At 35.0% G+C, this 22,537-nt stretch carries 19 protein-coding genes and 1 other RNA gene; 16 read left to right on the top strand and 4 right to left on the bottom strand.

Features of this window, described 5'->3' with window-relative positions; genetic code table 11:
- Positions 1-26: 26 nt before the first annotated feature.
- The 3 genes from F5ESL0260_RS04745 to F5ESL0260_RS04735 all read left to right on the top strand — a co-directional run bounded on the left by F5ESL0260_RS04745 (position 27) and on the right by F5ESL0260_RS04735 (position 1,562).
- Positions 27-668, top strand: a complete 642-nt coding sequence (locus F5ESL0260_RS04745; protein ID WP_122026065.1) for a DnaD domain protein — start codon at positions 27-29, stop codon at positions 666-668.
- The gene (gene nth, locus F5ESL0260_RS04740) at positions 669-1,298 is read left to right on the top strand and encodes an endonuclease III (protein WP_122026064.1); all 630 of its coding nucleotides are present in this window, start codon (positions 669-671) and stop codon (positions 1,296-1,298) included.
- Between the two features lie 63 nt (positions 1,299-1,361).
- On the top strand, positions 1,362-1,562 hold the full coding sequence (locus tag F5ESL0260_RS04735; RefSeq protein ID WP_122026063.1) for a DUF3923 family protein: 201 nt from the start codon (positions 1,362-1,364) through the stop codon (positions 1,560-1,562).
- Between the two features lie 38 nt (positions 1,563-1,600).
- Here the strand turns inward: F5ESL0260_RS04735 and F5ESL0260_RS04730 are convergent, their stop codons facing one another.
- Positions 1,601-3,967 carry a transglycosylase domain-containing protein gene (locus tag F5ESL0260_RS04730; RefSeq protein WP_122026062.1) on the bottom strand — a complete coding sequence of 789 codons (2,367 nt, stop codon included), beginning with the start codon at positions 3,965-3,967 and terminating at the stop codon, positions 1,601-1,603.
- Complete coding sequence (gene recU / locus F5ESL0260_RS04725; RefSeq protein ID WP_122026061.1) at positions 3,957-4,589, bottom strand: Holliday junction resolvase RecU; 633 nt, start codon at positions 4,587-4,589, stop codon at positions 3,957-3,959. The genes F5ESL0260_RS04730 and recU overlap by 11 nt, the downstream gene beginning before the upstream one ends.
- A gap of 69 nt (positions 4,590-4,658) precedes the next feature.
- On the opposite strand from recU, the gene F5ESL0260_RS04720 reads away from it, so the two are divergent.
- The 10 genes from F5ESL0260_RS04720 to F5ESL0260_RS04670 all read left to right on the top strand — a co-directional run bounded on the left by F5ESL0260_RS04720 (position 4,659) and on the right by F5ESL0260_RS04670 (position 16,459).
- The gene (locus tag F5ESL0260_RS04720; RefSeq protein WP_122026060.1) at positions 4,659-5,225 is read left to right on the top strand and encodes a DUF1273 domain-containing protein; all 567 of its coding nucleotides are present in this window, start codon (positions 4,659-4,661) and stop codon (positions 5,223-5,225) included.
- 92 nt (positions 5,226-5,317) lie between these two features.
- On the top strand, positions 5,318-5,758 hold the full coding sequence (locus F5ESL0260_RS04715) for a DivIVA domain-containing protein (RefSeq protein ID WP_122026059.1): 441 nt from the start codon (positions 5,318-5,320) through the stop codon (positions 5,756-5,758).
- 26 nt (positions 5,759-5,784) lie between these two features.
- Positions 5,785-6,154: RNase P RNA component class B (rnpB, locus tag F5ESL0260_RS04710), an RNA gene on the top strand.
- Positions 6,155-6,219: 65 nt separating this feature from the next.
- Positions 6,220-7,353 (top strand): class I SAM-dependent RNA methyltransferase, encoded by a 1,134-nt coding sequence (locus F5ESL0260_RS04705; protein ID WP_122026058.1) that lies wholly within the window; start codon positions 6,220-6,222, stop codon positions 7,351-7,353.
- Positions 7,340-8,569, top strand: coding sequence for a metallophosphoesterase (locus F5ESL0260_RS04700; RefSeq protein WP_122026077.1), 1,230 nt, complete (start codon positions 7,340-7,342; stop codon positions 8,567-8,569). Before F5ESL0260_RS04705 ends, F5ESL0260_RS04700 begins: the two co-directional genes overlap by 14 nt.
- Before the next feature lie 600 nt (positions 8,570-9,169).
- Positions 9,170-10,846, top strand: coding sequence for a formate--tetrahydrofolate ligase (locus F5ESL0260_RS04690; protein WP_122026056.1), 1,677 nt, complete (start codon positions 9,170-9,172; stop codon positions 10,844-10,846).
- 9 nt (positions 10,847-10,855) lie between these two features.
- Positions 10,856-11,323, top strand: coding sequence for a signal peptidase II (gene lspA, locus F5ESL0260_RS04685; protein WP_122026055.1), 468 nt, complete (start codon positions 10,856-10,858; stop codon positions 11,321-11,323).
- Positions 11,313-12,224, top strand: a complete 912-nt coding sequence (locus F5ESL0260_RS04680) for an RluA family pseudouridine synthase (RefSeq protein ID WP_122026054.1) — start codon at positions 11,313-11,315, stop codon at positions 12,222-12,224. The genes lspA and F5ESL0260_RS04680 overlap by 11 nt, the downstream gene beginning before the upstream one ends.
- Positions 12,225-13,280 carry a carbamoyl phosphate synthase small subunit gene (locus tag F5ESL0260_RS04675; RefSeq protein ID WP_122026053.1) on the top strand — a complete coding sequence of 352 codons (1,056 nt, stop codon included), beginning with the start codon at positions 12,225-12,227 and terminating at the stop codon, positions 13,278-13,280.
- Positions 13,281-13,282: 2 nt separating this feature from the next.
- The gene (locus F5ESL0260_RS04670; RefSeq protein ID WP_122026052.1) at positions 13,283-16,459 is read left to right on the top strand and encodes a carbamoyl phosphate synthase large subunit; all 3,177 of its coding nucleotides are present in this window, start codon (positions 13,283-13,285) and stop codon (positions 16,457-16,459) included.
- 35 nt (positions 16,460-16,494) lie between these two features.
- On the opposite strand, the gene F5ESL0260_RS04665 is transcribed toward F5ESL0260_RS04670, so the two are convergent.
- Complete coding sequence (locus F5ESL0260_RS04665) at positions 16,495-18,183, bottom strand: NFACT family protein (protein WP_122026051.1); 1,689 nt, start codon at positions 18,181-18,183, stop codon at positions 16,495-16,497.
- Between the two features lie 338 nt (positions 18,184-18,521).
- On the opposite strand from F5ESL0260_RS04665, the gene F5ESL0260_RS04660 reads away from it, so the two are divergent.
- The 3 genes from F5ESL0260_RS04660 to F5ESL0260_RS04650 all read left to right on the top strand — a co-directional run bounded on the left by F5ESL0260_RS04660 (position 18,522) and on the right by F5ESL0260_RS04650 (position 20,574).
- Positions 18,522-18,923 carry a MarR family winged helix-turn-helix transcriptional regulator gene (locus tag F5ESL0260_RS04660; protein WP_199700506.1) on the top strand — a complete coding sequence of 134 codons (402 nt, stop codon included), beginning with the start codon at positions 18,522-18,524 and terminating at the stop codon, positions 18,921-18,923.
- Between the two features lie 88 nt (positions 18,924-19,011).
- Positions 19,012-19,890 carry a DegV family protein gene (locus F5ESL0260_RS04655; protein ID WP_122026050.1) on the top strand — a complete coding sequence of 293 codons (879 nt, stop codon included), beginning with the start codon at positions 19,012-19,014 and terminating at the stop codon, positions 19,888-19,890.
- Between the two features lie 48 nt (positions 19,891-19,938).
- Entirely contained in the window at positions 19,939-20,574 is a 636-nt protein-coding gene (locus F5ESL0260_RS04650) for an NUDIX hydrolase N-terminal domain-containing protein (RefSeq protein ID WP_122026049.1), read from the top strand.
- 18 nt (positions 20,575-20,592) lie between these two features.
- Here F5ESL0260_RS04650 and xerS read toward each other — a convergent pair whose 3' ends face one another.
- Complete coding sequence (xerS, locus tag F5ESL0260_RS04645) at positions 20,593-21,678, bottom strand: tyrosine recombinase XerS (RefSeq protein ID WP_122026048.1); 1,086 nt, start codon at positions 21,676-21,678, stop codon at positions 20,593-20,595.
- Positions 21,679-22,537: the final 859 nt, after the last annotated feature.

Here is a 22,537-nt window from a genome sequence, read left to right as displayed (position 1 = left end):
TTCAACTTTTTTAAAGGAGAAAAATCATGCAATATAATGATTACCGTGCTTTAGGTGTAACTCTGTTATCAAACGGTTTGCTAGCTTATTATCCCCAGCTAAAAATCGATGACGCTGAAATGATGGTCATTTTGCAACTGGAAATGTTTGCTCAAAAAGGAGACTTCTTTCCAACTAATGAAGAAATTGCGGCCAACACTAATTTTTCCGTTGCAGAAATTGGATCCTTATTGCAAAAATTAATTGAACAAAATTTTTTGGTAATTGATCAGGTAACTGATCAAAAGGGCATGATTGGAAATAAATATAACCTTAACCAGCTGTACGACAAACTGGATAAATTGTTGGCAGGAAAAACTGATAGTACCCTCAATAAAAATGGCAAAGATAATTCAACCTCTGTAATTGACAACAGTCCTCTAAATCAATTAGTTCGCCAATTTGAAATTGAATTTGGCCGCTACTTAAGCCCAATCGAACGCGAAGAAGTTGCTGCCTGGCTAAACGTTGATCATTATGATCCTGCTATTATCAGGCTGGCTTTGCGGGAAGCTGTTTTATCTCAGGCATATAGTTTAAAGTACATCGATCGCATTCTGTTAAATTGGCAAAGACACAATTTAAAAACCGTGAGTGAGGTCCAAAAGTTTTTGAGGAGGAATCGCTAAATGGAAGCAGAAAAAATTCTTAGTACTAAAGAAGCCAGAAAAGTTTTAGAATGTATCAACAAAATGTATCCTGACGCAAAAAGTGAATTGGTATGGGATAATAAATTCCATTTATTATGCGCGGTTTTAATGAGCGCTCAAACCACTGATAAAATGGTAAATCGAGTAATGCCTAAATTTATGGAGGATTATCCTGAACCAAAAAACTTGGCAACTGCGACGATTACCGAAATAGAAAAACATATTTCCCAAATTGGACTTTATCATTCTAAAGCTAAGCACTTAAAAGCAACAGCTGAAATTTTGGTTTCAAAATATGATGGTAAAATTCCTCATGATAAAAAAAGTCTGATTTCTTTACCCGGAGTCGGAGAGAAGACCGCTAATGTTGTTTTAGCGGAAGGGTTTGGTATACCTGCGATAGCGGTTGATACTCACGTGTCAAGAATTTCCAAGCGCTTTCATATAGTACCGCAAAATGCTAAGCCACTGGAAGTAGAAAAGAGATTAGAGGAAATTTTACCTAAAAGTGAATGGATTCATACACATCACGCTATGATTTTATTTGGTCGCTACTCAATGACAGCACGGGACAAGAATGACCCCTATACTTATTTAAAAGAAAAATAGTGCTTAAAAACTAAAAAAATAGTATAATTCCTTTAACAAATTAATTAAAAGGGGTTTTAAAACATGAGTAGGTGGCGCATAACTAACATTATTTTAGTTGTTTTATTTGCTGGTATGGCATTATTTCTCTGGCTGCGTCCCTATGATGGCACGGGTACAGCTAATACAATGAATGTCAAACTCATTTCTTTAGCTGTTTTAATAATCTTTTTTGCTTTTATTGGCCTAATAGAACTAATTGTTTACTTACTTGTAAGAAAATAATAAAAGAACCGCTGAAATTTTTTCAGCGGTTCTTTTAATTAATGATGATTCTCGTCATTGGCCGAGTTATTACTTTCGCCCCCAGGCTTGTTCGGCTTTTGTTCATGGTGCGGGTTATTTTCAGAATTGGAATTATTTGCATCATTATTTTGACTAGAATCAGATGAATTGTCTTTACCAGTATTACCAGTTTGCGGCTTATCTTTTAAATCCTTATCCTTCTTTTCATTTTTATTGTTTTGGGTCGTTGAACCATTTTCGTGATGAACTGAATTTCTTTCTTGAGTATTGCTGGTAGAAGATGAATTATTAGTATTAGTTTTTTCATCATCTTCATCATAGTCACTGCTATCATCAACTATGCCGACAGGAGAATGTCCACGAACAAACAGTTGCCATTCCCCAGTAGAAGAAACCTCCGGAGGATTCGAATTTTTAGCAATTCTAGCCCTAATCACCGAGTCAGGCTTTTGCCAGTCAACATTTTCTTTATTTCTCATTAAATAGGTCATCATGTTTTTATAAAAAAGCTGCGCTGACTGCTGTCCGATGCCGGAAATAGTCCCATCTTTCAGGTTATCATAGCCGGTCCAAACACCTATTGCATAACGAGGTGTGTAACCAACAAACCAAGAATCCTTTGGAGTAGCTGCGTACCCTGGGTAACGTGCTAAATCCTGTTCTGAATACTTAACTGATCCGGTTTTGCCTGCATGATACAAACCATTAATCTGGGCATTTCTGCCGGAACCATGTTTTATAACACCTTTTAACATATCCGTAATTATGTAAGCTGTGGCTTTACTCATAACACGAATACCCTCAGAATCATAATTTCTGGTTAATCCATCAGGAGTTTCAATTTTTGAAACAAATTGCGGTTTATGATAAATACCCATCGTTGCAAATGCACTAAAAGCTCCCGCCATTTGTAAACTGGAAGCATTCGCGCCGATAGCTACAGACAGGCCGGAATCTTTCGGAATATCAATGTCCATTTTGCCGGCAAACTTTCTCGCACGAGGTATGCCGACTTCTCTTAATGTTTTTACTGCAGGAACGTTACGTGATTGTTCTAAGGCATGCCGCATAGTCATCATGCCGTCATATTTATTGTCCCAGTCGTATAATTGGACGTTTGTTCCCGGATAGACGTATTTGCTGTCATCTAACATTTTAGCAGTGGACCAATTAAGGTATTCAATGGCAGGGCCATAATCTAGAACAGGCTTAATTGAAGATCCAGTTGAACGGGTAGTTTGTACAGCCCGATCTAAGCCTAGCTGGACTGAAGAAGGCAGGTGCCTGCCGCCCAATATAGCTACCACATGACCATTGCTAGGATCAACTACGGAAGCACCAATCTGCATTTTGTCGTTAGTAAAAGGAACTTGCCCATTATTAGCCAATTGATATAGTTTCTTTTGAGCTTTCTGATCCATATTAATCGTAATTTTTAAATTATCACGGAAAGGATCAAAACCCTTGGCTCTAACCTCAGCGATTGCTTCTTTAACATAAGGATCATTAATTTTACGTAAATTTGACTGTTTACGCTGATTATGCGGTTTTAAACCTTTTTTAATGCTTTCCTTGCTAGCCTCATCATATTGTTCTTGCGAGATTTTCTTATTCTTCAACATCGCCTTTAAAACAATATCACGGCGGTATTTGGCATATTGCGGGTAGGTATAAGGATTATAAACAGTCGGCCTATTAGGCATTCCTGCCAGCATCGCTGTTTGAGCTAAGTCTAAGTCTCCAATTTTTTTACCATAATAAAAATTAGCCGCGGTGCCAATTCCTGTATTGCCATAATTCATGTAAACTTTATTTATATAAAATTCCAAGATTTCATCATGACTGTATTCTCGCTGCACTCTCATGGCCAGCCAGGCTTCTTGAGCCTTTCTGCGTAAAGTTCGTTGGGAAGCAGCTGTTGAAAATTTTGTCAGCTTAACTAACTGCTGGGTGATAGTAGAACCACCGGCAGAAATACTTTTACTTTTGGCATTAGTTAACATTGATCCAACAATTCTAATCGGATCAATTCCCAATTTATCCCTATAAAAGCGCTTGTCTTCAACGGATACGATAGCATCTTTTAACAGTTGCAAATCTTCGCTGTCTTTAACGTATAATCGCTTTTCGGTACCTAAAGACATTACAAATTTACCATTTGTATTATATAATCCTGAAGAGCCGCCACTTTCAAGGTCAGCGCGACTAATATTGGGAGCATCCTTAGCGTAAAATGCAAATAGACCAACGCCGGCTACCAGAAATAGAAAAATAACCAAAAACGTCCACTTAAGTATGCGGCGCCACAAAGGTTTAGGTAAACTTTGGCGGTAGTTTTTACGTGATTCACGTCCATTATTTGAGTTGAAATTTTTATTTGTCATCGTGTATTTTCCTATCCGAGATAAAAGAATCTACAGCTTTCAAATACGGAAGTGTTGGTTGAAAACCGTTCTTAATCTCTATTGACCAATCCTCGACTTCTTTTAATGTTAATGAACTTTTGTTTTTTGTCCACCAAGCTTTGATAATTGTGCTTGCGGGAGTAACAAAATAGCGGTTTAAGCTTGTAAATCCTATTATTGTAAAGCATATTCCTTTTTGCTTCAAGCATTCTGCTAAATGAACTATTTGATGCTCGTGGAAATTTTTTAAGGGAAAATTAGTTTTGTTTTTGGTTTCTTTAGCTTCAAAATCCAAATAGTAACCTTTATATACACCATTATAATCTGTGGTCGATTCCTGGCGAAAGTATGCTTCTTTTATTACTGCACGTGATCTTTTAGGGTAGTCTACCTTAACAATTTGAACAGGCGTAGGTTTTTTATGTACCACGGCTATTTCTTTAGTACGATAATATTTATTAGATTCATTAATCATCTGTTCAAGGTTCATCCCTCGATCGGAAAAATTAATATTTTTATGTTTTCTTCTTTTATGTGAAGCTTGGGGCTTATCATTTAAACTGCGAAAAGCGGCAGAACTGCCGGTTGGATATTTGACCATAAATATCACTCCTGCTAGCATTATAGCAATAAAGAAAAAGTTTTTGAACAAGGAGCCATTTGTTTCATTATGCAAAGACTATGGGTAACTGGGTACCGTAATTACGAGTTAAACACATTCGGTGATAAGGATCCCAAAATCAAAATCATAAAATTAGTTTTAAAAAAACATATGTTAAATTTACTAGAAAATGACCAGCTAGATTGGGTAATAACTGGAGCAAATCTAGGAGTAGAGCAATGGGCCAGTGAAGTGGCTATTTCATTGCGGAAAAAATATCCCTTAAGAACATCTATTATTGTTCCTTATGAAGACTTTGCCGGCAGATGGAATGAAAGCAATCAAGAAAAGTATCTTAATTTAAAAAGTCAAGTTGACTTTTTTGCTTCTACATCTAATGAGCCTTATCAAAACCCAGTTCAACTGCGCAATTACCAGAATTTTATGCTACTACATACAGATAGAGCCTTAATGCTTTATGACCCTGAAAATCCAGGTAAACCCAAGTTTGATTATAATTTAATCAAGAAATACCAAGAAACAAAAGAATATCCGCTCGAATTAATTGATTTTTATGATCTACAAGATGAAGCTGAGGAGTATCAAGAAAATCAAGAAGATAATTATAAAGAATAAGGATAACTTTATTTTAAAATTAACATTTTTGTTTTAAGCATGGATAGTTTTTGCTAGAATAAAAGTGATAAAAAAAGGAGTTGTATATTATCATGGCAGATTTAAATGATATTCAACTATCCACACAGGATATTTTAAAAAAACAATTTAGGACAAAAGTTAAAGGCTTAGACCCTGATGAAGTTGACGCTTTTTTAGATAAAGTAATTGCAGATTATGACACATTTGAGCAAATAATTGAAGACCTTTACGGCCAAATTGGCAAGCTGCAAGGTGAATTAATGGATGACCATCATAAAGAGCAAGCTCTTGAATCACAAAAAACAAGGAGAATAACTCCAGTAACATCTGCGGAAAGTATCAAGACATATACCCCTAATCATGAACGTTCAACGCAGAGTTTCAATCCAATTAATAAATCAGATACACAAACTGAAAATTCCACCAATATGGCCATTATTCAACGAATTTCGACTCTTGAACGCAAAGTTTATAATCTTGAACAGCGAGTTTATGGGTTACAAAAAGACTAAGCTTTGATATAATTCTTAATGGTGCAATTTTTGAGCAGTCGCGGTTTGATCTGAAACAGGTCAGGCTGAGGAAAGTCCACGCACGCACGAGCTGAGATGCTTGTAGTGTTCGTATTTAGCCCAATAAGCTAAAGAATTTTAAGTTACGGCGAAAAAAGTGCTAAGTCATTCTAATGATATGCATGAATATTCTGAAAAGTGCCACAGTGACGAAGCAGAAGTGGAAACACTTTTGGTGGAACGAGGTAAACCCTGCGAGCGTGCAACCCAAACTTGGTGGGGGCGTTCAATCTAAGAAAATGAACTAAAGATTGGATTGCTACTAATATAGCAAAGATAGATGGCTGCTACAGGTATTTATGCCACAAATACTTGAACAGAACGTGGCTTACAGAAATTTGCATTGGCAGCGTTGAGCTTTTCAAAGGGCTCAACGCTTTTTTTAAAGGAAAGAATAAAAGATGAAAAAATATCAGTTATATACAACCATGGGTGTCGGCTTTGAAAGCGTTGTTGCAAAGGAACTACAAGCGCTGGGATACCAAACTCACACGGAGAATGGCAGAGTATTTTTTGAAGGCGATCAAAAAGATATTGTCAAAACCAATCTGTGGTTAAGAACGGCAGACCGCGTTAAAATTTTACTCAAAGAGTTCAAGGCGACTGATTTTGATACCCTTTTTAATCAGGTATATGATATTGATTGGGCAGAACTATTACCAGTTGACGCTAAGTTTCCTGTTAAAGGCAGGTCTGTCAGATCAAAGTTGCACTCTGAACCTGGTATTCAATCAATCGTAAAAAAGGCGATTGTAAATAAAATGTCCGATCAGTACCATCGTCGCGGTTTTTTGCCAGAAAATGGTAATGAATATCCTCTTGATATTCACATCAATAAAGACATTGTCCGCATTTCTCTAGACACTACTGGCGCCAGTTTATTTAAAAGAGGCTATCGTATTGAGCACGGTGGAGCACCGCTGAAAGAAAATTTTGCGGCAGGATTATTAAAACTAACTCCATACGATGGTAGTCATCCTTTGATTGACCCCATGACGGGTTCAGGTACTTTAGCTATTGAAGCTGCTCTAATAGGGAAAAATATTGCCCCTGGTATCTGGCGCCAATTTGCTTTTGACGGCTTTGACTGGTTTGACAGTTCAATTCATGATGAATTGGTAACAGAAGCTAAAAGTGAAATTAAACCTCTTGACCAACCAATATGGGCGTGTGATATCGACCAATCAATTTTAGAAATTGCCAAATTAAACGCCAACAATGCCGGTGTTTTACAGGATATTTACTTTAAACAGGTTGCAGTAAAGGATTTTGCCACAGACTTAAAAAATGGGGTTATAATCGCTAATCCACCTTATGGTAAAAGGCTGAAAGATCGGGAATCAGCTGAGGCAATTTATAAACAAATGGGTGAGTCTCTTTTAAAATATGACACATTCAGCCAGTATTACTTGGTTGGCGATCCTGCGTTTGAAAAATTTTTTGGTAAAAAAGCAACCAAAAAGCGCAAACTTTTTAATGGCAACTTAAGGGTTGATTTCTACCAATATTGGGCAAGAAAAAATGATTACAAATAAAGTAAATACCGAATTTTGGGTGATTACAGATACGCATTTAATTGCAGATAGCTTGCATGATGATGGTCAAGCATTTCAACGTATTCAAAATACCAGTCAAGGTAAAGACCTGGTATATCAAGAAACAGCTTTAAGGGCTTTTACTGATTTTGCTAATAAAAAAAAGCCGGCTGCTATTATTGTTACTGGGGACGTTACTTTTAACGGTGAGCTTATTTCGGCACAAAAATTTGCAGAAATTTTTCGTAATTTAAATGAAACAAAATTACTGGTTTTGCCAGGAAATCACGACATATATGATGGGTGGGCCCGGGCTTTTCAAGGTCCTAATCAGCTTTATGCCCATCAAATAAGTCCCACTGATTGGCAAGGAATTTTTAAAAGCTCATATGATTGTGCTCAGAGTATTGATCCTAATTCATTGGCATACAGCGTACAATTAAATAAAGAATACCTATTAATTTTACTTGATTCCAATATTTATGGTGAACATGAAGCTAGTGGTGCTCCCGCTACTGAAGGACAAATAAGTGAAGAACAAATTATCTGGTTAGAAAAGCAGTTAGAAAGTGCTAAGATGAAGCACCTTAAACCACTTTTATTCATGCACCATAATCTTTATGTTCATAATCCAGCAGTAAATCGCGGCTTTGTCTTAAATAATGCTCAAACATTATGCCGTTTATGCCAGGATTATAAGGTTAAAATTGCTTTTTCTGGCCACATTCATGCTCAAAATATCGTTGAGCCTCAAGCAAAAACACCCACTACAGAAATTGTTACTTCAAGTTTTTGTTCATACGACCAAGGATACGGAATAGTCAAAGTAAGACCCGATCACATTGAATATCAGCGTCATACATTTGATATGAAACCTTTTTTAACTAAAAAAGAACGGCTAGATTCGAACTTGGTTCACTTTCACAGCTACTTAAAGAACATTCAAATAAGAAATTTAACTGGTAATTCAAATAAAAAAGATCACTTAAACGATGACCAAGCTAGACTGCTACAAAAAGTAAGCCGTCTTTTTATTGAAATGAATTATCAATATTTTACTGGCCATAATCATATAGAAAAAAAGCAACTAAAAAATTTATACTCCTCTAAGGAATTTAAAATCTTAGTTAGTCAAAGGCCGCAATTTAGCGATTATATGAAAACTTTATTCGATACTACTAATCACAGTAACCTCAATACAGAAATTTGGTATTAACAGGGATTTTTATGAAAAAAAAGCACTTTATTATTTTAGGTCGTAGTGGATTAATTTATTTTTGCTGGATCTTAATTGTATTTTTCTTGAGTCTGATATTTTTATATGAAAGCACTAAAGCTTTTAATTGGCCAGCACTTATTTGTATTTTATTTTTCTTTATGTTATTGCTCTATACTTATTTTAATTCATACTGGGATACGAGCATATTCAAACTCCCATTTCGTTCTAAGACCAAAATGTTATCTGAGCCAACAATTTTGCTGCAATGGCATATTTTTAAGATTTATGAAATTAAATTGGACGAATTTGGGCATTATTATTTGTTAAGATTTGAAAAATAAAATAGTGATGTGACCGCTAAATTTGTCCTAAATTTGGCGGTCATATCATAATTTGGCAAAAGTAGCTTTTTTATTTATTGCAGAAAATTTAGCTTTATTCTTAATTTATAGCAGGTTATGCGTAAAAAATGCTTAATGTTTGATATAATGACAATTGATTAAAGAAAAGGTGGGACCTAAATTCTAATATGAAAAGGATATTACATAAGATGGATGTTTAGTTATTAAATTTTATATACAGAAAGAGGCATGCGCAATGAAATCAGATATTCAAATTGCACAAGAAGCACACGCATTACCCATTAACGAAATTGCTGCTAAAGTTGGTTTAAGCAGCTCAGATATTGAGCCATATGGCAATAATAAAGCTAAGATTAATTGGCAGGCAATTAAAAAGACATTGGCGAAAAAGCACCTGGGTAAATTGATTTTGGTAACGTCAATTTCTCCTACTCCAGCTGGAGAAGGTAAATCAACAATGACTATTGGTCTGGGAGATGCCATTAACAATCAGTTACACCAGAAAACGATGATTGCTTTACGCGAGCCTTCAATGGGTCCGGTCTTTGGCTTAAAAGGTGGAGCAACTGGTGGCGGACAAGCCCAGGTTATTCCAATGGAAGACATTAATCTCCATTTTACGGGAGATATGCATGCCTTGACAGCTGCTATTGACACTTTAGCGGCCTTAGTAGACAACTACATTTATCAAGGAAATGAACTCGATCTAGATCCTGACAGGATTCTCTTGAAACGGGGAATTGACGTAAACGATCGTAGTTTAAGAAATATCACTGTAGGACAAGGTTCCAAATTCAACGGGATTGAGCACAAATCAAGTTTTGCAATTACGGTTGCCAATGAACTAATGGCCATTTTGTGTTTGGCTACCGACATTAATGATTTAAAAAAGAGAATTGGATTAATGCTCGTGGGCTACACTAAAGATGATAAGCCCGTTTACGTTAAGGATTTGGGATTTGAGGGTGCAATTGCAGCTTTGCTTTCTAACGCCTTAAAGCCAAACCTAGTGCAAACAATTGAACATACACCCGCTCTTGTACACGGTGGACCTTTTGCCAATATTGCCCATGGTGCCAATACCGTTATGGCAACTAATTTAGCATTGCATTTAAGTGATTATGTTTTAACTGAAGCAGGATTCGGCAGCGACTTAGGCGGTCAAAAATTCATGGACTTTGTATCTGAACATTTGGCTAAAAAGCCTGATGCCAGTGTGGTCGTGGCAACTGTCCGTGCTTTAAAATATCAAGCTGAAGGTACCACTGAAAACTTAAGTAAAGAAAATCTGTCTGCTTTACGTAGCGGTTTTGCAAATCTTAAGAGGCATATGAACAATATGCGTTACTATGGAATTCCTGTGATTGTTTTAATTAATCATTTTGCAACTGACAGTGAAAATGAACTCTCACTTTTACAGCAATTGATTAAAGAAGAAGGAATTGATTCTGCTGTAGTTGATTATCACGAGCAGGGTTCAAAGGGCGGAATAGAAGCCGCCAAAGCTGTCCTTAATTTAGCAAATTCAGGTGAAGGCAAGCTCGTGCCTACTTATCAAAAAGATGATAAGGTAAAAACTAAAATTGCTAAAATAGCACAAAAAATTTATCATGCAGCTAAAGTAGAATATACTGAAAAGGCTGAAAATGATATTCATGAACTTGAGAAAATGGGGAAGGATAGGCTGCCAGTCATTATTGCCAAGACACAGTACTCATTTACTGATAATCAAAAACTATTGGGAGCACCAACCGATTTTACATTGCATGTGAAGGGCGCTAGTTTGAAAAATGGAGCTGGGTTTATTGTTATCACAACCGGACATGTTTTAGATATGCCAGGATTACCTAAACATCCAGCTGCATTAGATATTGACGTCGACAATAATGGTAAAATTAGTGGCTTATTTTAAAAAATATCGATGCAATTCTTATATTTCATTATTTCATTATTTATTGTACTTCTCGATCAAGGACTAAAGTTTTTTATTGCAGGTAATTACAAGCTGGGAGAAACTCAGCAGATTATACCACACGTTTTTTCATTTACCTATGTACAAAATGACGGAGCAGCCTGGAATATTTTGCCTGGTCAAATGGGACTTTTTTACCTGATTAGTATTATCGCTATCGTAATTTGTTTATATTACCTGTTACGAAACGATTTTCACAGTAAGCTTTTTGATTCTGGTGTAGCACTGGTTTTAGGCGGAATTATTGGCAATTTAATTGACCGTATTCATTTAAAATATGTTATTGATATGATTCAAGTTGACTTTATTCACTTCAATATTTTTAATATAGCTGACTCTGCAATTACAATTGGAATAATATTGGTATTTATTTATTTGCTCTTTTTTGACGAAAGCGAAAAAAACGATGCCAAATAAATACCAGATTGTTATCCATGATGAAAAGGGCAGAATAGACAAAGTGCTGGCAAATGCAATTCCTTCTTTATCACGTTCGCGAATTCAAGAATTGCTCCATGATCAAAATATCTTGGTTAACCAAAAAATAGTTAAGTCGTCCTATAAAGTACAAAAAAATGACATAATTTTGGTTACTGTTCCAAAATTAAAGCCACTGGCTCTAGTCCCAGAAGATATTCCATTAGACATAGTTTATGAAGATCATGACGTTATAGTAGTTAACAAGCCTCAAGGTATGGTTGTTCATCCAGCTGCTGGACACCCAGATCACACACTCGTTAATGCATTATTATTTCATACGAAAAACCTGGCTAAAAGTCCTGAAGGATTTCGTCCAGGAATTGTCCATCGCATTGACAAGGATACATCTGGTTTATTAATGGTGGCCAAAAATGCTTTTGCACGTGAAAGTTTAGAAGAACAATTGGCCACAAAAACTAATAAAAGACTGTATTTAGCAATAGTACACGGTAATTTTTCTGAAAAACAAGGAACAATAGCAGCTCCAATTGGACGCGATCAGTATAATCGTAAAAAAATGGCTGTAGTAGGCAACGGCAAAGAAGCTATTACACATTTTACTGTTCTTGAACAGTTTCAAAATTACAGTTTACTCAGATGTCGTCTTGAAACGGGTCGGACTCATCAAATCAGGGTACACCTTGCTTATATTGGACATCCTGTTGCAGGGGACCCATTATACGGACCGCATCATACCTTAAAGGGAAATGGTCAATTTTTGCATGCTCAAGTATTAGGGTTCAGACAGCCAACAACTGGTAAATGGCTCGAATTTGCAGTAAAACCTCCACGAATTTTTTTGCAAAGACTGACTGAATTGAGAGAAAAAAGTGATTAAATGAAACGATATTTGATTCTGGAAAATGGTCAATCTTTTCCAGGAGAGGGTTTAGGAGCTTCCATAATTTCTACCGGTGAGTTAGCAATGCAAACTGGTAATTTTGGTTATCAAGAAGCTTTGACCGATCCAACCAATGCAGGCAAAATTCTCGTATTCACTGCACCGATGATTGGTGGCAACGGCATTAACGCTATTGACTATGAAAGCATTAATCCGACGGTAAAAGGAATAATAGCTAATGATGTTGCGCAAAATATTTCCGAAAGTGGCAACTTCCAGGATTTAGCTTCTTTTTTAAAAGAAAAAAATATACCAGCAATTTTTAATGTTGATACCAGAGCTTTAGTTCATCTTTTGAATAAGGAGAAAACAATCAAAGCGTCAATTATGGACACAAATGATGAACACGCTTTTGACCAAATTAAAGCCTTGGTTTTGCCCAAAAACAAATCTGCGGCTGTTTCTACTAAGAATGCTTATGCAGTACCTAATGTAGGGAAAACCGTAGCTATAATTGATCTTGGTTTAAAGCATTCCATGCTTAGAGAATTATCTTTAAGAAAGGTTAATGCTACAGTTTTACCATATAATGTTGCTGTGCCCGATATTGAAAATTTGCGACCGCAAGGAATTATCATCTCGGGAGGGCCTGGCAGGCCAAATGAATTAATGCCAGACCTAGAACCAATTCTCTCAGCATTTTATGGTCAAATTCCAATTTGGGGAATTGGCTTGGGATTTTTAGCATTAAGCGATTTTTTGAATTTCGAACTTGTTGACTTACCGCAACCATATAGTGGCATTAATTATCCAGTTATTGATCAAAATACAAACAAGATTTGGCAAGTGGCTATGAATATTGATCAACTGGTTCTGCCAAACAGCGTTCAATTCAAAATGGAAAGAGAATTTTACGATCTTCACAGTGAATTACTTGCCGGTTACAGTAATAAAACCAATAAGGTAATTGGTACAGCTTTCAATGCCGAAGGAGCACCAGGAAGTCTAGATGCTCTTCCCATTTTTGATAACTTTGTAAAGATGATGGTGTAAACATGCCTTTAGATAATGATTTAGATAAAGTATTAATCATTGGATCAGGTCCAACTTTAGTCGGTAAAGTATCTGAGACTGATTTATTAGTTGAAGATGCTATTAAAGCACTTTTCGAAGAGGATATTCAAGTAGTTTTAGTCAATCCTAACCCTGCAACTATTTCTACTGATAAGAAGCCCGGGTTAACCGTATATCTTGAACCAATGACCTTGGAATTTCTCAAAAGAATAATTCGCATGGAAGAACCAAATGCCATTATATCTGCTTATGGCTCTACAACTGGCTTAAAAGTTACCCGGGAACTTGTTCAAGATGGTATTTTGAGGCGAATGGGAGTGCGCTTGTTAACTTTAAACAAAGGCACTTTGGCAATGGACAATCACCAAAAAATGAATGCTTTTTTGACAGAAAATCAGATCGAGGCAAGCAAATATTGGAATCTAACTGATTTCGATGCAATTAATTTGCAAAGGCAATTGGAAGAGTCCGTTCACTTCCCTGTGATGCTTATCAAACAAAAAGATGCAGGATTTAACCCAAAAATTATTTTTAATAATATTACTGATCTGAACGAATATTTACAAAAAGAAAAACGACTGGAAAATTTTTCATTTGGCAATTATCACTTAGCAGAAGACTTATCTTCTTGGGACGAAATAATTGTCAATATTATTCGTGATAGTTCAGGAAACACGCTTTTTACTAATCTAGCAGATACTATTGAGTCTGTAGCTATAAATGCCGGTGATTCAGCAGCTGTAATGCCCGCCTTGACTCTTAACAATGACCAAGTACAAAGAATTCGGGCAATTTCCCAAAAAATAGCGGCTAGTTTACAAATAATAGGAATTTTAAATATACATTTTGCTGTTAAACACGAAGGTACTAAATTTGTAGTCAAAGTTTTATCGATAAAGCCGAGGCTAACCCGTAGCGCTATTTGGTCTAAGAGGGTAGGACTATATAGTTTAGGTTATATTGTCTGTAAAATTGCACTCGGCTATCGTTTAGATGAAATTAAAGATCCGTTATCAGGGCTTAATGCCGCAATCGAACCGACCTTAGATAAAGTAGCCATTAGGATGCCATTTTGGTCATTAACGCAATCTGGTAGCAATCATTACAAATTAGGCAACAGAATGCAGGCGAGTGGAGAAGCTATTGGTTTAGGTACAAATTTTGAATCTGCTTTTTTAAAAGGTCTGGCTTCAACAGTTAATATAAAAATGTCACTAAGCGTTTTGCAGGCGGAAAAAGCTAAGGATAAATCAGAAATTATTTCTGATCTAAAACAACCGGATGAATTACATTTACTTAAGCTACTTGCTGCAATTGCAAAAGGTTTTAGTTATCAAGAATTACATGAAATTGTTCATATTCATCCGGTATATTTTCAAAAACTGTATCATATAGTTGAAATTGGTCATAAATTAGTAAATGAGCACTTAACCGATGAATTACTAATTGAAGCCAAAAAGAGGGGCTTTCGTAATCTCTTAATTGCTAACTTAGCTAACAGCAGTGTGGGTGCAATTGAAAAAAAACTTGCAAAAATACATTTAAAACCCGCCTTCCAGCAAATTGATGGCACTGCGGGAACCATTAAGCCATTAGTTAAAGCATATTATGGCTCATTTGGAGTTCAAGACGAAAGCCGAGTTTTGCCTGCCGCTAAAAAGGTTTTAATAATTGGAATGCTGCCATCACAAGTGTCAGTTACAAGTGAATTCGACTACATGATAAGCCATGCAATTGATACTTTACATAATAATAATTATGACATTATTTTGCTTTCAAATAACGATGAGTCAGTTGCTATTAGCTACAAGAGAGTAGACAAAGTTTATTTTGAGCCAATTACAGTTGAAAGTATTCTGCAAATTACCGAGAAAGAAAAAATCAAAGATGTTTTAATACAATTTTCTGGTAAAGAGATGAATGCTCTGTGTAAGAAATTAATCGAAAACGGTCTGAATATTTTAGGTAACAAGAATGTTAATCCTAAAGATCGCATAGAGCAGGCCTTAACTAAAACAGTAAAAAATTTAAGTCAAAACAAAGTGCTAACGACTGTTAATAAAAGTGCAGCCCAAAAGTTCATTATAGAACACGGATTTCCAATTTTAATTGGTGGTTTTAATAATTTGGGAGTAAAGCAAAAATCAGCTGTCGTTTATGATTTACCCGCCTTAAAAAAATATTTAGAAGAAAATCAACTTTCTAAGGTAAGCTTATCTCATTTTATTGAAGGAAATAAATATGAGATTACTGCCATTTCAGATGGTAAAAATGTAACTCTGCCAGGTATTATTGAGCACTTAGAACAAACAGGTTCACATGCGTCAGATTCAATAGCTGTTTTTAAACCACAAAACTTATCCAAAACGGCCAAGAAATTATTAACTGAATTTGCTATTACATTAATTAAACGTCTAAATATGCGCGGTATTTTTACTTTACATTTCTTAATTGTTGATAAAAAAGTATATTTATTACAAATTAAGCCTTATGCCGGCCATAATATCGCTTTTCTTTCCAAGGCTCTTGGTAAGGATATTACCAAATGTGCGACAGAAGTTTTAATCGGAAAGTCTTTGCCTGAATTAGGGTACAAAAGTGGATTATGGCGTTCAAATAGCTTTATATTTGTTAAAATGCCAGTCTTTTCTTATATTAATTATCAAAGTGAAAATACGTTCGATTCAAAAATGAAGTCTTCTGGTTCTGTTATGGGCAGGGATACCGAACTGGCAAAAGCTTTATACAAAGGGTATGAAGCTAGTGGTTTAAAAATACCAAGTTATGGAATAATTTTTATATCTGTGCGCGACGAAGATAAGAAAAAAGTTACAGAATTGGCTCAGAGATTTTATCGTTTAGGTTTTAAAATAATTGCAACCGAGGGTACGGCTAATGAATTGGCAGAAGCCGGTATTACAACTGGAATAGTGTCCAAAATTAGTCATGGCTCTCGCAGCTTATTAGACAAGATTCGCCAACATAAGATTGATATGGTAATAAATATTACTAATTTATCTGATTCCGCTAGTGATGATGCAACTAGAATACGCGATGAGGCTTTGAATCAGAACATACCAGTGTTTTCAAGCATCGAAACTACTGAACTTATTTTAAGTGTTTTAGAGTCTTTATCTTTAACTACTCAGCCGATTTAAAAAGCGAGGATGATTTTTTCTTCATCCTCGTTTTTTTAATTTATTCTCTTAGATAATACCCTGGTTTTTTCAGGGGTTACTGCAATTGAATTTTGACCAGTATAAATGACAAAGCCTGGTTTTGCTCCATTTGGTTTTTTGACACGTTTATCTTGAACATAATCGACTTGTACGTGCGCAGAATTTTTAGCTTTAGAGAAATATGCGGCAATTTCAGCTGTTTCTAAAATGTCTTCATCTGTTGCTTCAGATGATTGCAAAATCACGTGTGAGCCCGGAATATTTTTAACATGAAACCAAATATCATTTTTATTGGCTTTTTTTAAAGTTAACCAGTCATTTTGCAAATTATTCTTGCCAACTAAAACAGTTTTACCCGAAGATATACGAAATTTATTCAAATTCTTTTCGGTAATCTTCTTTTTCCGTTTTGGTTTTTGGGGCTTCTTCAAATATCCCTGGTTCATTAACTCTTCAGTAATTTGATCGATATCTTGCGGTTCAGCATTATCAATTGCAGTCTGAACAGAATCAAAATAATCTAAGTTATCCTGAGCAATAGATATTTGCTTTTTAACGTGTTTAATAGAATCACGTAATTTTTTATATTTAGTGAAATATTTTTGCGCATTACGAGCAGGAGAGAGGGTAACATCAAGTTTAATTTTTAGTGGGCGATTATTATCATAATAATTTGGCAAAGAAACTTCTGTCATTCCTGGCTTAACGTGAGATAAATTTGCGTTAAGGATTTCTCCTTGTATCCTGTATCCTTCAGAATTTTCTGCCTGTTCCAGCTGCTTTTTGAGCTTAATGATTTTTTTGGTTAATTTTTTGTACTCATTTTTGATTAGTCGCTCAATTTGAGCTGACTTCTGTCGTACCCAATCCTGATTTGACTGATACTCGTAAAACTCAGCTAAAGCATGATTAATATCCGGATCAGCACTTTCTTTTGTCAGGTTAAGATGGTAGGGTAGGTAGGGAAAAATCTTACGTTTATTTTTTGGCGTTTTTAATATAAAAGCGCCCTTTTTATTAAACTGACCCATAAAAGTCTTAAAGGACGAATAAGAAAAATCATCTTCTAAATAACCAATGAGCTCCTGGCGATCGTCACGATCCAGGCCACTAATTTGACCAGCAAAATCTACTGGATCGGAATGTATAGCCTTTTCTTTAAACTCTTTTTCTGTCACTTCAAAGCCGTTTATTCCAGATATTAAGGGCGGTAATTCATATTTTGCTTTAGGTAAAAGCAGCCGCACTCTGTTTTCATCTGGATTAATCCGTTTAAGCAAATCGATTATATGTCCACTTTTTTGATCATAGAGTATGACATTACTATGTCGTCCCATTAATTCTAATGATAAAACTAACTGAACTTGATCTCCCAGCTCATTACGATTACTAAAATTGAAATTTACTATGCGGTCAACGCCTAGTTGTTCAATCTCTTTTAATACTGAGCCTTCCAAATATTTGCGCAGCACCATCACAAAAGTGGGAGCCTTATCAGGATTGGCAATAGTTTGGTTAGTTATGTAAAACCTAGGGTATTGCGCATTAGCTGATAATAACAACTGAATATTTTTGCGCTCTTTTCTAAAAGTTAATACTAAATCTTGTTCAAATGGTTGGTATATTTTTGAAAGCCGACCATTGATTATTTTTGGCTTAACACTATTTAAAAGACTATGTATGAATAAGCCGTCAAAAGCCATAATTATCACCTCAAAACACGCTTACTATTATATCAATTATTAAACAATTTGTATTCGCTTTAGGCATTTTTTATGAATAAATCTTAAAAAAGAGTACCACTAATCATATATTAATTATAAATCTACTTTTTAAAGCAGCTATTGCAAAAAACTGATATACTGGTAATATAGATTTAAAGTTATCAATATAAATATTTATAAGCAAAAAATAATAGTAAATAATATTACTATACAGGTAACCCAATTGTTTCACAAACTAATTTTCTTTGGGAAAACATATGGACTTTTTAAAAACATGCTTATAAGTTATTTTGGTTTTTATCAGAAAAGGTAGTTAAATGGATGTTTTATCTTTTAGCACAATTGCGGGAAATATAAAAAACGAAATAAATAGAAAATGTGGCTTAAATTTATCACAAACTAGAATTTTGCTATATTTCGATCAAAATGACAATGCAGCTTTAAAAATGGGAGATTTAGCTGATAACTTAAAAATTTCGCTATCGACATTGAGCAGACAATTACAACAGAAAAAAACAGTGAGTTTTATTACTGTTAAAAGATCCGAGAGAGATTCAAGCAAAACTGTTTTGCTTAATGAAACAGGACTTCAAAAAGTCGTTCAATTAAAACGTGTATTAAAAGAGATTGAAGAATTGCTACTGCGCGGGATTAGCAAGCAAGAAGTAGCAGTTTTCAACCATATTTTCAGTGAATTAGTGCAAAGAAGTGAGAAATAATTTGTTCTGCTAGTTGATGGTCGAAACACTTATTTTTTTATGCTATAATTCTTGTATGTTGTACAGACAAAAGCGAAAGGTAAGTTAGATGAAGATTGCTTTAGTTACTGATAGTACCAGCGCCATAACAAAACAAGAGGCGGAAAAAAACAATATTATTGTTATATCTATTCCTATAATCATAGGTCAAAAAGAGTACTTAGAAAATGTTGATATTACTTCTGACCAGCTCTTTAAGATGCAAAGAGAAGGAGCAGATTTTCCTAAGACTTCTCAGCCTAGTAGCGGTGATTTAGTTCGTCTTTTTGATCGCTTATATGATGAAGGTTATGAGGCTATTATCGCAATTACATTATCAAGCGGAATTTCAGGATTTTATCAGACGCTTTGTAATATATCGGAAAACAATCCCAAATATAATCTACATGCTATAGATTCAAGGATGACAGTTCGTCTGCAGGGAAATTTGGTTTTAGCTGCAGCCAGAATGATAAAGAATGGTGTTGACCTTGATACCATTCTGGCAAAATTAGATAAAATCAAATCAACCATAGATGAGATTTTTGTCGTCAACGATTTAAAAAATCTGAGTCGTGGTGGTCGTTTGAGCAATGCAACTGCTTTTATTGGATCCATGCTGAACATTAAGCCACTGCTTACTTTTAAAGATGGGGATATTGTGGCATTTGATAAGATTCGATCTATGAAACGAGCTTTTATCAAAATTAAGAGCTTGACAGTGGAAAAGATTGATAAGTTGCCTTATAAAGACCAAATTAAACTTTTTATCATTGATTCTAATGATAAAAGTCAAGCTGAAGAAGCAGAGGACTTTTTAAAGGAGAAATTTCCCAAGCAAAATATTTCAGTAACGAAGTTTAGTCCGGTTATTGCGACGCATTTGGGAGAAAAATCTTTTGCCATTGGCTGGATGATAGATATTGATAAAATTGATTTAACAAAGTAAGAGCAACCTTTGAGAGGCTGCTTTTTTGCTAAAAAATTGAGGCTTTTTATGAAAAAATTAGACCAACTATCAAGGTGGGCAATAGAACTACAAAGTATTGCTCAAGATGGCATTGAATACGGCCACGATCGTTTTGATAGAGAAAGATACCAACAGATAAGAGAAATTGCCACAAAGATGATGGCTGCTAAAACTGGTGAGCCGATTGATGTGATTAAGGGGTTATTTAGTAGTGATGACGGTTATCAGACACCTAAAGTATCTACCAGAGCAGCAATTTTTAATAACCAAAAAATTTTGCTGGTGAAAGAGTCTACCGACAATTTATGGTCAATGCCAGGCGGGTGGTGTGAGCCAAATATGACGGTTAAAGCAAATTGTATAAAGGAGGCAGAAGAAGAATCTGGACATAGAATTGCGGTTGAGCAACTCATTGCCATAAATAACCATTCAACTAACATTCATTACAAAAAGCGCGTTGAACGCGCTATCAATGTATGCAATGTTATTTTTCTCTGCAGAGATTTAGGAGGAAAATTTGTCAATAATATTGAAACTGAAAAATGCTCATTCTTTGACTTTGATAATCTGCCACCTTTGTCAGTACCACGAAACTCTTTAGCAGAAATAAAAATGTGCTTTGAGGCTAACCAAAGCTCAAATTGGCAGACCAGATTCGAATAACCAAAAAAGCAAGTATGATTATGCTTGTTTTTTACTGTTATTTTTATCAGCTTCAGTAATCTCATTCAATGCAGCCCTTTGCTTTTTTTGATCAACGTGGGTATATAAATCAGTTGCTGAAGTTCCTTTTTGTCCCAGTTGCTGAGCAACCAAAACCTGGTCCTTAGTCACACCATATAATTCTGAAGCCACAGTATGGCGCAATTTATGAGGGGTAAGTGGATGACCAAAGGCAGCTGAATATTTATTAACCATCTTTTCAATTGCACTGGCAGTAATCCTTCTGGTTTTATTGTGCCACCGTGTAAGAAAGAATGCTGAATCTTTTTTTGAGGCTGAATAACGTTCCTGGCGAATCTTTTGATATCGTCTGATATAAATTATTGTCCATTCGGCAATTGGAACGCTGTCTCTTTGACCACCTTTACGTGTTACGTCTAACGTAGCCTTTTTAAAATTAATGTCAGAAACATCAATTCCTGCGCATTCTGAGACCCTTATTCCTGTTCCCAAAATTAATGCAATAATTGCCATATCACGTTCTTTATTAACTTTAAAACCAGGTAGAGCATGTTTATTGCATTGAAGTTCATATTTAGTAGCAATAAAGTCTAGAAACTGATACTTTAATTTGCCGGTATACATGTGTGATTCTAAGACGTGTGCGCGGTAGTTCAGCGTTTCAGTATTATTGAGGGAATCAATTTTAAGCATTACGTTTCGTTCAAAATATGGCTGACCATTAATATTGTCGGCAGTTATGGTTAAAAACTTAAACAAGGACCTTAACGCATTTATGGAACGGTTGATGGTAGTGGGGGAGTTAAGATTACCCTGCTTATTTTTGACGTGGCCTAAATAGTTGATGTAAAGCATAATGTCATTGCGTTGCAATTTGGCCAAAGTTTTGGTTTCAATTGTCTGATTATTTTTTGCCTGTGAAATGCCTTCTTGGCGCAGCCAATCAAAAAAACGTCTGATTTCTGTTAAATATTGATAGGATGTAGCTAAAGAATGATTGGTGCCAAAGTTATAATCTTTGACAAAATCCGGCATTTTTTTTAATTCATCATCGATTAGATCTAAGTATTTTTTGGTTTCCACGTAACAAAATTCTCCTGACTAAAATAATTATGTATTCTATTATAAAGCAAAACCAGAATGTATGTTTGTCTATTTTGTTCTTATTACTCTAAATAAGAAAGGGAAAATAAATAGGCACTCGCTCAAATGAATTTAGCATATAGATTATTTTAAACTGTAGCTTAATTTGCTGGAAATTAAGAGGGTGATTTGACTATTTAAGTCCAACAATTAATAGATAAAATATAGTATTTAGAACAAAATTAGGGGGCATTAGGAGTGAAATTCAAGTAATTAAAGCTGGACTGTAGCGTAGCTTTAAAGAGGGGGAAGGCAGGCTTATCTAAAAGCTATACTTTATATTTATAGCAAAATTTAATATATCCAGCTTAAAATTTTGCTCGTTAATTGCTAAATTGTGAGCTTTAACGTCTGATGTAAATGAAACTCTGACTGCAATATTTCCTTTATTTGCTTTCATTAAAACTATAATTTTAATGAAAGCAATAAAACAAAAGTGACGTAGACGTAATAGTACTATTTTTAGTAATTCGCGCACTTTTGATTTATACAATTTAAAAAAGTCGTTAAACTTACACTAATGATTCACACTCAATGCTTAAACTTTTACAATTTAAACTAAATGTTGTTTCCATATTATTTTTTTAAATTTGAATATGGAAATCTGCCTATGTCAGAAAAATTTGACTGATACTGAGATAATTAATAGCGGTTAACTGATTAGTTAAGCGATTTTTGAATTTTAAAAGACTCTAAATACTTGTGTGAGCATTAAAAATTTTTAGTTTAGAACATTTAAGCAAGGTATTTGTCCATCAGCCCTCTATCTTTAATTTCTAATATAACTTTACATAATATA

Source organism: Lactobacillus sp. ESL0260 (assembly GCF_003692935.1).
Taxonomy (GTDB): Bacteria; Bacillota; Bacilli; order Lactobacillales; family Lactobacillaceae; genus Lactobacillus; species Lactobacillus melliventris.
Note: the sequence above shows the minus strand (reverse complement) of the source record. Positions and strands in the feature narration are given on the sequence as shown.

Bases quoted from the DNA above. Each gene is read 5' to 3' on its own strand.
- F5ESL0260_RS04720 (WP_122026060.1), top strand. From the start codon at position 4,659: ATGCAAAGACTATGGGTAACTGGGTACCGTAATTACGAGTTAAACACA.
- F5ESL0260_RS04650 (WP_122026049.1), top strand. From the start codon at position 19,939: ATGAAAAAATTAGACCAACTATCAAGGTGGGCAATAGAACTACAAAGT.
- F5ESL0260_RS04680 (WP_122026054.1), top strand. From the start codon at position 11,313: ATGCCAAATAAATACCAGATTGTTATCCATGATGAAAAGGGCAGAATA.
- F5ESL0260_RS04705 (WP_122026058.1), top strand. From the start codon at position 6,220: ATGAAAAAATATCAGTTATATACAACCATGGGTGTCGGCTTTGAAAGC.
- F5ESL0260_RS04690 (WP_122026056.1), top strand. From the start codon at position 9,170: ATGAAATCAGATATTCAAATTGCACAAGAAGCACACGCATTACCCATT.
- F5ESL0260_RS04715 (WP_122026059.1), top strand. From the start codon at position 5,318: ATGGCAGATTTAAATGATATTCAACTATCCACACAGGATATTTTAAAA.
- F5ESL0260_RS04670 (WP_122026052.1), top strand. From the start codon at position 13,283: ATGCCTTTAGATAATGATTTAGATAAAGTATTAATCATTGGATCAGGT.
- F5ESL0260_RS04745 (WP_122026065.1), top strand. From the start codon at position 27: ATGCAATATAATGATTACCGTGCTTTAGGTGTAACTCTGTTATCAAAC.
- F5ESL0260_RS04655 (WP_122026050.1), top strand. From the start codon at position 19,012: ATGAAGATTGCTTTAGTTACTGATAGTACCAGCGCCATAACAAAACAA.
- recU (WP_122026061.1), bottom strand. From the start codon at position 4,589: ATGGTCAAATATCCAACCGGCAGTTCTGCCGCTTTTCGCAGTTTAAAT.
- F5ESL0260_RS04735 (WP_122026063.1), top strand. From the start codon at position 1,362: ATGAGTAGGTGGCGCATAACTAACATTATTTTAGTTGTTTTATTTGCT.
- nth (WP_122026064.1), top strand. From the start codon at position 669: ATGGAAGCAGAAAAAATTCTTAGTACTAAAGAAGCCAGAAAAGTTTTA.
- F5ESL0260_RS04700 (WP_122026077.1), top strand. From the start codon at position 7,340: ATGATTACAAATAAAGTAAATACCGAATTTTGGGTGATTACAGATACG.
- F5ESL0260_RS04675 (WP_122026053.1), top strand. From the start codon at position 12,225: ATGAAACGATATTTGATTCTGGAAAATGGTCAATCTTTTCCAGGAGAG.
- F5ESL0260_RS04665 (WP_122026051.1), bottom strand. From the start codon at position 18,183: ATGGCTTTTGACGGCTTATTCATACATAGTCTTTTAAATAGTGTTAAG.
- F5ESL0260_RS04660 (WP_199700506.1), top strand. From the start codon at position 18,522: ATGGATGTTTTATCTTTTAGCACAATTGCGGGAAATATAAAAAACGAA.
- lspA (WP_122026055.1), top strand. From the start codon at position 10,856: ATGCAATTCTTATATTTCATTATTTCATTATTTATTGTACTTCTCGAT.
- F5ESL0260_RS04730 (WP_122026062.1), bottom strand. From the start codon at position 3,967: ATGACAAATAAAAATTTCAACTCAAATAATGGACGTGAATCACGTAAA.